Genomic DNA, 9,093 nt, shown 5'->3' on the forward strand with positions numbered 1-9,093 from the left:
CCCGGCGGGCCCGCGGTCCTCCCGCTCGCCCGGGACGATCGGCGCGGTGCGCGCGGTGAGGCCGTCGCGGTCGGTGGCCTCCGGACGGGCCGGCCGGCCCCAGCGCGGCCGGGAGACCTGCCCGGGCTGGGAGCCGCCCCGGCGGGCGCCCTTGCCGGAGGAGCCCGAGGAACGGGGCGGAGTGTTGCGGGTCACTGGGAGGAGTCCTTGCTGCGCTCGGAGGTGTCACCGGCGTTCGCACCGGTGGAGACGGAATCCTTCGACTCTACGGCCTTCGGCGCCCGCGGCTCGCCACGGCGGACGGCCCCCGGCGCCGACCAGGCCTTCTGCGGCTTGCGCCGCTCCGAGGACTCCAACTGCCACGGTACCGAGGTGACCATCACACCGGGCTTGAACAGCAGCCGGCCCTTGAGCCGCAGCGCACTCTGGTTGTGCAGCAGGTGCTCGTACCAGTGGCCGACCACGTACTCCGGGATGTAGACCGAGACGACCTCCCGCGGGGTGCTGCGCCGCAGGTTCTTCACGTAGTCCAGGACCGGCCCGGTGATCTCGCGGTACGGCGAGTCCAGCACCTTGAGCGGCACCTCGATGCCGCGCTCGTCCCACTCCCGCCGCAGCGCCGCCGTGTCCGCCGGGTCGACGTTGACCGTGACGGCCTCCAGCGTGTGGGCCCGGGCCAGCCGGGCGTACGCCAGGGCGCGCAGCGCCGGCTTGTGCAGCTTGGAGACCAGCACGATGGCGTGCACCCGGGTGGGCAGCACCACGTCGTCCGGCTCCTCGGCGGCGGTCAGCTCGTCCGAGACCCGGTCGTAGTGGCGCCGGATGCCCTTCATCATCACGAACAGCACGGCCATCGCGGCGATCGCGATCCAGGCGTGGCCGATCTTGGTGACCAGGACGACGATCAGCACGGCCATCGTCATCACCAGGCCGAAGGCGTTGATCGCCCGGCTGCGCTGCATGTGGCGGCGCTTGGCCGGGTCCTTCTCGCTGCGCAGCAGCCGGGTCCAGTGCCGGATCATGCCGGACTGGCTCATGTTGAACGCGACGAAGACGCCGACGATGTAGAGCTGGATCAGCCGGGTCGGGTCGGCGTCGAAGGCGAGGATCAGCAGGATCGCCGCGATCGCCAGCAGGATGATGCCGTTGGAGAAGGCCAGCCGGTCGCCGCGGGTGTGCAGCTGGCGCGGCAGGTACCGGTCCTGGGCGAGGATCGAGCCGAGCACCGGGAAGCCGTTGAAGGCGGTGTTGGCGGCCAGCACCAGGATCAGGCCGGTGACGGCGGCTACGAAGTAGAAGCCGGGCGTGAAGTTGTTGAACACGGCCTCGCTGATCTGCGCCAGCGCCGTCTTCTGGTGGTAGTCCGGCGAGGCGCCGACGAGCTGCTCGGTCGGGTTCTCGGCCATCTGGACACCGGTCAGCCGGGCCAGCCAGATGATGCCCATGAACATCACGACGGCGATGCTCGCCATCATCAGCAGCGTGGTGGCCGCGTTCTTGCTCTTCGGCTTGCGGAAGGCCGGCACGCCGTTGGAGATCGCCTCCACACCGGTGAGCGCGGCACAGCCGGAGGAGAAGGACTTCAGCAGCAGGAACACCATCGCGAAGCCGGCCAGCGAGTCGTTGCCGGGGGTGGCGGCGAGGTGGAACGTGGAGCTCTCGGCAGGCATGTCCTGGCCGAGCGCGAAGTGCCGGAACACCCCGTAGCCGACCATCCCGATCACGCCGACCATGAAGGCGTAGGTGGGAACGGCGAAGGCGCTTCCGGACTCGCGCACCCCGCGCAGGTTCATGCCCATCAGCAGCACGACCACGACCACCGACAGGACGGTCTCGTGACCGCGCAGCGCGGGCACCGCGGAGACGACGTTGGCGACGCCCGAGGTGGTCGACACGGCCACGGTGAGCACGTAGTCGACCATCAGCGCGCTCGCGACCACCAGGCCGGCAGCCGGCCCGTGGTTGACGGTCGCGACCTCGTAGTCGCCGCCACCGCTGGGGTAGGCATGCACGTTCTGCCGGTAGGAGGCGACCACGGCGAGCATCACGATCGCCACGACGACGCCGATCTGCCAGGAGAAGTGGATCGCCGAGGCGCCCGCGATGGAGAGGGTGAGCAGGATCTCCTCGGGGGCGTACGCGACCGAGGAGAGCGCGTCCGAGGCGAACACGGGCAGCGCGAGCCGCTTGGGGAGAAGCGTCTCGCCCAGCTTGTCGCTGCGTAGGGCGCGCCCGATCAGGATGCGTTTCGGAAGGTCAGTCGGCATAGGCACGTTAAGGAATCGTAGGGGCTCCCAGGTCAAGGCTCCGCCGTTTGTCCCCCCCTTCGTCGCGACTGCTTTCGGTGGACCGGCTAGCGTGTCGGATACGAGTCGGCGGGCAACACTCTGGTTGTCGAGCGTTGTCGGGCCGGCGCCCCCACGATGAACCTCGTCCCGGACGGCCGGGCGGGAAACGGAGCTGAACGGTGTTTGCGCAGGTCAAGGCCCCTTCGGGACGGGTGAGGTAAGCGCCGGTGCACATCGTGATCATGGGCTGCGGCCGCGTGGGTTCCGCCCTCGCCAGAGCACTGGAGAAACAGGGCCACTCGGTGGCCGTGGTCGACCAGGACCCGACCGCGTTCCGTCGGCTGGGCGCCGGATTCAACGGGCGCCGGGTCACCGGCGTCGGCTTCGACCAGGACACCCTGCGCGAGGCGGGCATCGAGGAGGCCGGCGCCTTCGCCGCGGTCTCCAGCGGTGACAACTCCAACATCATCGCCGCGCGGGTGGCCCGGGAGAACTTCGGCGTCGAGAACGTCGCCGCCCGGATCTACGACCCCCGCCGCGCCGAGGTGTACCAGCGCCTGGGCATCCCCACCGTTGCGACGGTCCGCTGGACCGCCGACCAGATGCTGCGCCGACTGCTGCCCAGCGGCGCCGAGCCGCTGTGGCAGGACCCGAGCGGTGGCGTGCAGCTCGCCGAGGTCGCGTACGACCCGCGCTGGATCGGCCACCGGATCAGCAAGCTGGAGGAGGCCTCCGGCGCCCGGGTGGCGTTCGTCACCCGGCTCGGCGAGGGAGTGCTCCCCTCGCCCCAGATGGTGGTGCAGGAGGGCGACCTGGTGCACGTGATGCTGCGCCGGACCGACCTGACGGCCGTCGAGGCCGCGTTCGCGCAGGGGCCGAAGGAGGAGGGTCACTGATGCGGGTCGCCATTGCCGGGGCCGGTGCCGTGGGCCGCTCGATCGCGGGCGAGCTGCTGGAGAACGGCCACGAGGTCCTGCTGATAGACAAGAACCCCAACTCCATCTCGGTGGAGCGGGTCCCGATGGCGGAGTGGCTGCTGGCCGACGCCTGCGAGATCACCTCGCTGGACGAGGCCGCGCTCCAGCGCTGCCACGTGGTCATCGCCGCGACCGGAGACGACAAGGTCAACCTGGTCGTCTCGCTGCTCGCCAAGACCGAGTACGCGGTGCCCCGGGTGGTCGCCCGGGTGAACAACCCCAAGAACGAGTGGCTCTTCAACGAGTCCTGGGGCGTGGACGTGGCCGTCTCCACCCCGCGCCTGATGTCCGCCCTGGTCGAGGAGGCGGTCAGCGTCGGCGACCTCGTCCGCCTGATGCGCTTCAGCCAGGGCAACGCCAACCTGGTCGAGCTGACCCTCGCCTCCGACACCGAGCTCGTCGGCACCCGGGTCGGCGACGTGGCCTGGCCGCAGGACACCGCGCTGGTGACCATCATCCGCGAGGGCCGGGTGCTGGTGCCGGGCAAGGACGACACCCTGGAGGGCGGCGACGAACTGCTCTTCGTCGCCGCGCAGGAGCGCGAGGAGGAGCTGGAGCAGCTGCTCTCGGCCACCTCGGGCGCCCAGTAGCGGGGCCCCTTCGCAGCGGAAGGGCCCGCACCCCTCGCCGGGGTGCGGGCCCTTCCGCTGTTGCCGGGGTCCGGTCCGGGCCGGTCCGGCCGGGAGCGGCTACTTCGCCGGCTCCTCCTCGTCGTCGTCCAGCTGCGCCTTGATCGGCGGCGGCGCCTTCAGCAGGATCTGCCAGGTCACGTACATCGCCAACAGCAGCGGCGGGATGCCGAGGGCGACCTTCAGCCAGCCCAGCAGGTTGACGTTGTGGGTGAAGTACAGCGGGAAGAGGATCACCGGCTTGAGGCCCATGATCAGCACCCAGGCCCAGGTCGCCTTGATGTAGGCGGCCAGGCGGCCCGGGTTCTCCTTGCGCCAGGTGAACATCTCACCGGTGATCGGGCCGAGCATCACCCCGATCATCGGCCAGCGGGCCAGGGCGGAGGCCGCCAGGGCGACGCAGTACCCGACGTTCCAGAGCAGGCCGGGCAGGTAGAAGTCCTCGGCCTTGCCGCTCTTCATCGAGATCCAGGCACCGAGGGCGACGCCGAACACCCCGCTGAAGGCGTGCTGGATGGTCTGCCGCTTCGCCAGCCGGGCCACCACGAACAGGGCGCTCAGGCCCAGCGCGGCCCAGGCCGAGGTGCTGACCTGGTGGGTCAGGTTGTACGTGACGATGAAGACCAGGCCTGGCAGCGTCATGTCGATCATGCCGCGCACTCCGCCGAAGGCCTGGAGCACCGTGTCGGCGGCCTCCTTGGAGGCGGCCTTGCGGGCGGCCTCCGCGTCCGCGGGATCGACAGGCAGGTCGAGCTGGGCGGCGGCCTCGCCGCCTGGCTGGTTGCTCACGCTCATTCGCTCCCGTGTCCGACCGGACGCAGCTCATAGCGGGGGTTGAACAGCACGCGGCGCCCGCGTGCGTGGCTGATCCGGCCGCTGGCGATCAGCCGGCGGCCGGGCTCTATCCCGGCGATCGAGCGACGACCGAGCCAGACCACGTCCAACGCCTCGGTGCCGTCGAAGAGTTCGGCCTCCAGCGCGGGCACCCCCGCCCGAGGCCGGAGCGTCACCGTGCGCAACGTGCCCGCCACGGTGACCAACTGGCGGTCCCCGCAGCCGGCGATCGGTGTGCAGCCGGACTCCGCGGCGCTCTCCTGGCGCAGCTCCTCGGCGTCCAGCTCCTCGGCCGACGAGGTCAGCCGGCTGAGCATGCGGCGGAACCGCCCCTGCGGCTGGCCGCTGCTGTTGTCACCACTCATGTCGGAAGGGTACCGGGTTCGGGCCCCCTGGCGGCAGGCCGTTCAGCCGCCAGGGGCACCCGCGGTCAGCTCTCGAACCGGTATCCCATGCCCGGTTCGGTGATGAAGTGGCGCGGGTGCGAGGGATCGCGCTCCAGCTTGCGGCGCAGCTGGGCGAGGTAGACCCGCAGGTAGTTGGTCTCGGTGCGGTAGGCCGGGCCCCACACCTCCTGCAGCAGCTGGGTCTGGCTGACCAGCCGCCCGGCGTTGCGGACCAGGACCTCCAGCAGGTGCCACTCGGTCGGGGTGAGGCGTACGTCGGCACCATCCCGGTTGACCTTCTTGGCCGCGAGGTCGACGGTGAAGGACTCGGTGACGACCAGCGAGTCGGCCTCCCCGGCCACCGGCTCGGCCCGCCGCACGGCGGCCCGCATCCGGGCCAGCAGCTCGTCCATGCCGAACGGCTTGGTGACGTAGTCGTCGGCGCCGGCGTCCAGCGCCTCGACCTTCTCGTCCGAGGCGTGCCGGGCCGACAGCACGATGATCGGCACCCGGGTCCAGCCGCGCAGACCGCGGATCACCTCGACCCCGTCCATGTCGGGCAGGCCCAGGTCGAGGACGACCACGTCCGGATGGCGGGCCGCGGCCAGCTCCAGGGCGCTCGCGCCGTCATGGGCCGCGTCCACCTCGTACTTGCGGGCCTTGAGGTTGATCACCAGCGCGCGGACGATCTGCGGTTCGTCGTCCACGACGAGGACCCGGGTCATTTACGGGCTCCGCCTTTCAGGCTGTCTGACTTACGGACTGTGGGACTGGCTCTACGACTTCGATGCGGCGTGCGCCCCTCGGGAGGGGCGACGGGCCCGGCCGGCGCGCCGCCGGGTTCTCAGGTGACCAGCTCCGGAAGCGGCTCGCCACCCTCGCCGTCCGGCTCCCCCGGCCCCGGCGGCCGTTCGACCACGGGCAGGCTGACCACCATGGTGAGCCCGCCCCCAGGGGTGTCCTCGGCGGTGACGGTACCGTCCATCGCCTCGACGAAGCCACGCGCCACCGCGAGCCCGAGGCCCACCCCGGCGCCGCGCGGCGCGTCCCCGTACCGCTGGAACGGCGCGAAGATCTTCTCCTTGGCGTCCTCGGGCACGCCCGGGCCGCGGTCCACGATCCGCAGCTCCACCCGGGCCGGCTGCCCCGGCTGCCGCAGCTCGTCGGCCTTGACCAGCACCCGCACCCCGTCCGGGCTGTACTTGACCGCGTTCTCCACCAGGTTGGCCAGCGAGCGCTCCAGCAGCCCGCCGTCGGCCCGCACCATCGGCAGCGTCTCCGGCACCTCCAGCCGGACGGACTCCAGCGGCACCCCGCCGAGCGCGAACGGCACCACCTCGTCCAGGTCGGTCTCCTGGATCAACGGGGTGACCGTCCCGGTCTGCAGGCGGCTCATGTCGAGCAGGTTGTTGATCAGGTGGTCCAGCCGGTCGGCCCCGGCCTCGATGCCGGCCAGCAACTCGGCCTCGTCCTCCGGGTCCCAGTCGACGTCGGCCGAACGCAGCGAGCTCACCGAAGCCTTGATCCCCGCCAGCGGGGTGCGCAGGTCGTGCGAGACAGCGGCCAGCAGAGCGGTCCTGATCCGGTTGCCCTCGGCCTCCCGGCGGGCCTCGGCGGCCTCCCGGGACAGCCGGCGGCGTTCCAGCACCACGGCGGCCTGCGCGGCGAACGCCCCCAGCAGGCGCCGGTCCGCCCCGGGCAGGACCCGGCCGCGCAGCACCAGCGCCAGGCTGTCGCCGACCGGGACGTCCACGTCGGCCTCCTCGGGCCGCTCCGGCGGGCGCGGTCCCGCGGTGGCCACCGGCGCCCAGGCCGCGAGCGGATCGGACCGCTCCAGCAGCGCGGCGCTCTCCTGCCCGAAGGTCTCCCGGACCTGCTCCATCAGCGCGGTCAGCACCCCGTCGCCGTTCGGCGCGCCACGCAGCACCGTGCCGGCCAGCGCGCTGAGCGTCTGCGCCTCGGTCTGGCTGCGGGCCGCCTGCTGGGTGCGCCGCGCCGCGAGGTCCACCACCGACGCCACCGATATGCCGACGATGGTGAATATCGCCACCGCCATGATGTTCTGCGGTTCGTTGATGGTGAAGGTGTGCAGCGGCGGGGTGAAGTAGTAGTTCAGCACCGACGAGGCGACCAGCGCCGAGCCGATCGCCGGCAGCAGCCCGCCGACCAACGCCGCGCACACCGTCAGCGACAGGAACAGCAGCATGTCGGTGGAGAGCCCCAGCCCGCCGATCCCGGTCAGCACGATCGCCAGCACCGGCGGGCCGACCAGCCCGATCAGCCAGCCGGCGACGGTGCGGGTACGGCCCAGGTCGGTGATCCGGCGGACCGGAATCCTGCCGCGCCCGTGCCCGGCGTGTTCGTGGGTGACCATGTGGACGTCGATGTCCCCGGCCTCCCTGGTCACGGTGGTGCCGACGCCCGGCCCGTACAGGTACTGCCAGGCGGGCCGCCGACTGGTGCCCAGCACGATCTGGGTGGCGTTCACGCCCCGGGCGAAGTCCAGCAGCCCGGCGGCCGGGTCGTCGCCGAGGACGGCGTGGAAGGAGCCGCCGAGGCTCTCCACCAACGCGCGCTGCTCGATCAGCGTCTGCGGCGAGCCGGTGCCCACCAGTCCGTCGGAGCGGGAGATGTGCACGGCGAGCAGCTCGCCGCCGGACACCCTGGCGGCGATCCGGGCCGCCCGACGGATCAGCGTCGCCCCCTCCGGCCCGCCGGTCAGACCCACCACGATCCGCTCCCGGGCCTGCCAGGTGCCCTCGATGCCCTGCTCGGCCCGGTACTTCTGGAGGTACTCGTCCACCCGGTCCGCGGTCCACAGCAGCGCCAGCTCGCGCAACGCGGTCAGGTTGCCCGGGCGGAAGTAGTTGGCGAGGGCCGCGTCGATCTTCTCCGGCGCGTACACGTTGCCGTGTGCCAGCCGGCGCCGCAGCGCCTGCGGGGACATGTCCACCAGCTCGATCTGGTCCGCCCGCCGGACCACCTCGTCCGGGACGGTCTCGCGCTGACGCACCCCGGTGATGCCCTCGACGGCGTCGCCGAGCGACTCCAGGTGCTGCACGTTGACCGTGGAGACCACGTCGATCCCGGCCGCCAGCAGCTCCTCGACGTCCTGCCAGCGCTTCTCGTTGCGGCAGCCGGGGACGTTGGTGTGGGCCAGCTCGTCCACCAGGGCCACCTGCGGGCGGCGGGCGAGCACGGCGTCCAGGTCCATCTCGGAGAACCGCGCGCCGCGGTGCACCACCTGCTGCCGCAGCACGACCTCCAGCCCGGCGACCATGTCCGCGGTCCGCCGGCGCCCGTGGTCCTCCACGAACGCGACCACGACGTCCGTGCCACGCTCCTGCCGCCGGTGCGCCTCGGCGAGCATGGCGTACGTCTTGCCGACCCCGGGGGCCGCCCCGAGGTAGATGCGCAGCCTGCCTCGTCCCATGAGCACCATTCTTGATCCGACGCTGCCCGGGTGACACCCCCGGACACCTGTTCCCCTCGCCTTCGAGACTACGGTGTGCGACGCGATTTTCCGCTGATCAGTGCGCTGATCAGGCGGTTTTAGTGGCATATTGACGGTGGACCAGCCACTCGGCGGGGGTCGTTCGGGAGGGCTGGAGGGGGTGGAGGCACCCGAGACCACCCCGGAAACGCGAATAACCCCCATCCGGATTCCGGATGGGGGTTATTCAGAAGAATTGTTCGGCGGCGTCCTACTCTCCCACAGGGTCCCCCCTGCAGTACCATCGGCGCTGTGAGGCTTAGCTTCCGGGTTCGGAATGTAACCGGGCGTTTCCCTCACGCTATGACCACCGAAACACTATGAAACTATCAAACCGACACCCGAAACCGGGCGGGTCGTTGTTTCAGAACAACACAGTGGACGCGAGCAACTGAGGACAAGCCCTCGGCCTATTAGTACCGGTCAACTCCACCCCTCACAGGGCTTCCATATCCGGCCTATCAACCCAGTCGTCTACTGGGAGCC

7 protein-coding genes and 2 rRNA genes are annotated in these 9,093 nt (G+C 71.1%); 2 read left to right on the forward strand and 7 right to left on the reverse strand.

The window, feature by feature from the left end:
* Nucleotides 1-191: 191 nt before the first annotated feature.
* A complete protein-coding gene (locus tag ACWDBE_RS06875; RefSeq protein WP_449807422.1) occupies nt 192-2,267 on the reverse strand; it encodes an APC family permease in 2,076 nt (691 codons plus the stop codon).
* Nucleotides 2,268-2,515: 248 nt separating this feature from the next.
* Between ACWDBE_RS06875 and ACWDBE_RS06880 the strand changes: the two genes are divergently transcribed.
* The gene (locus ACWDBE_RS06880) at nt 2,516-3,184 is read left to right on the forward strand and encodes a potassium channel family protein (RefSeq protein WP_392884361.1); all 669 of its coding nucleotides are present in this window, start codon (nt 2,516-2,518) and stop codon (nt 3,182-3,184) included.
* Nucleotides 3,184-3,855: a potassium channel family protein gene (locus ACWDBE_RS06885; RefSeq protein WP_359829049.1), complete on the forward strand. Its 672-nt coding sequence runs from the start codon at nt 3,184-3,186 to the stop codon at nt 3,853-3,855. The genes ACWDBE_RS06880 and ACWDBE_RS06885 overlap by 1 nt, the downstream gene beginning before the upstream one ends.
* A 99-nt stretch (nt 3,856-3,954) precedes the next feature.
* On the opposite strand, the gene ACWDBE_RS06890 is transcribed toward ACWDBE_RS06885, so the two are convergent.
* From ACWDBE_RS06890 to ACWDBE_RS06915, 6 genes are all read right to left on the reverse strand, one after another.
* Entirely contained in the window at nt 3,955-4,683 is a 729-nt protein-coding gene (locus ACWDBE_RS06890) for a DUF3159 domain-containing protein (protein WP_449807414.1), read from the reverse strand.
* A 2-nt stretch (nt 4,684-4,685) separates the two neighbouring features.
* Complete coding sequence (locus ACWDBE_RS06895; RefSeq protein ID WP_392884363.1) at nt 4,686-5,093, reverse strand: OB-fold nucleic acid binding domain-containing protein; 408 nt, start codon at nt 5,091-5,093, stop codon at nt 4,686-4,688.
* 65 nt (nt 5,094-5,158) lie between these two features.
* Nucleotides 5,159-5,839: a response regulator gene (locus ACWDBE_RS06900; protein ID WP_049657530.1), complete on the reverse strand. Its 681-nt coding sequence runs from the start codon at nt 5,837-5,839 to the stop codon at nt 5,159-5,161.
* A 119-nt stretch (nt 5,840-5,958) separates the two neighbouring features.
* On the reverse strand, nt 5,959-8,547 hold the full coding sequence (locus tag ACWDBE_RS06905) for an ATP-binding protein (protein ID WP_449792668.1): 2,589 nt from the start codon (nt 8,545-8,547) through the stop codon (nt 5,959-5,961).
* Nucleotides 8,548-8,805: 258 nt separating this feature from the next.
* Nucleotides 8,806-8,922: ribosomal RNA gene (gene rrf, locus ACWDBE_RS06910) — 5S ribosomal RNA — on the reverse strand.
* A gap of 78 nt (nt 8,923-9,000) precedes the next feature.
* Nucleotides 9,001-9,093 (reverse strand): 23S ribosomal RNA (locus tag ACWDBE_RS06915); the annotation flags it as partial.

This window comes from Kitasatospora sp. NPDC001132, from assembly GCF_053598415.1.

What these genes read in the sequence shown, in the direction of transcription:
- ACWDBE_RS06875 (WP_449807422.1), bottom strand. Translation starts at nt 2,267, where the DNA reads ATGCCGACTGACCTTCCGAAACGCATCCTGATCGGGCGCGCCCTACGC.
- ACWDBE_RS06885 (WP_359829049.1), top strand. Translation starts at nt 3,184, where the DNA reads ATGCGGGTCGCCATTGCCGGGGCCGGTGCCGTGGGCCGCTCGATCGCG.
- ACWDBE_RS06895 (WP_392884363.1), bottom strand. Translation starts at nt 5,093, where the DNA reads ATGAGTGGTGACAACAGCAGCGGCCAGCCGCAGGGGCGGTTCCGCCGC.
- ACWDBE_RS06900 (WP_049657530.1), bottom strand. Translation starts at nt 5,839, where the DNA reads ATGACCCGGGTCCTCGTCGTGGACGACGAACCGCAGATCGTCCGCGCG.
- ACWDBE_RS06905 (WP_449792668.1), bottom strand. Translation starts at nt 8,547, where the DNA reads ATGGGACGAGGCAGGCTGCGCATCTACCTCGGGGCGGCCCCCGGGGTC.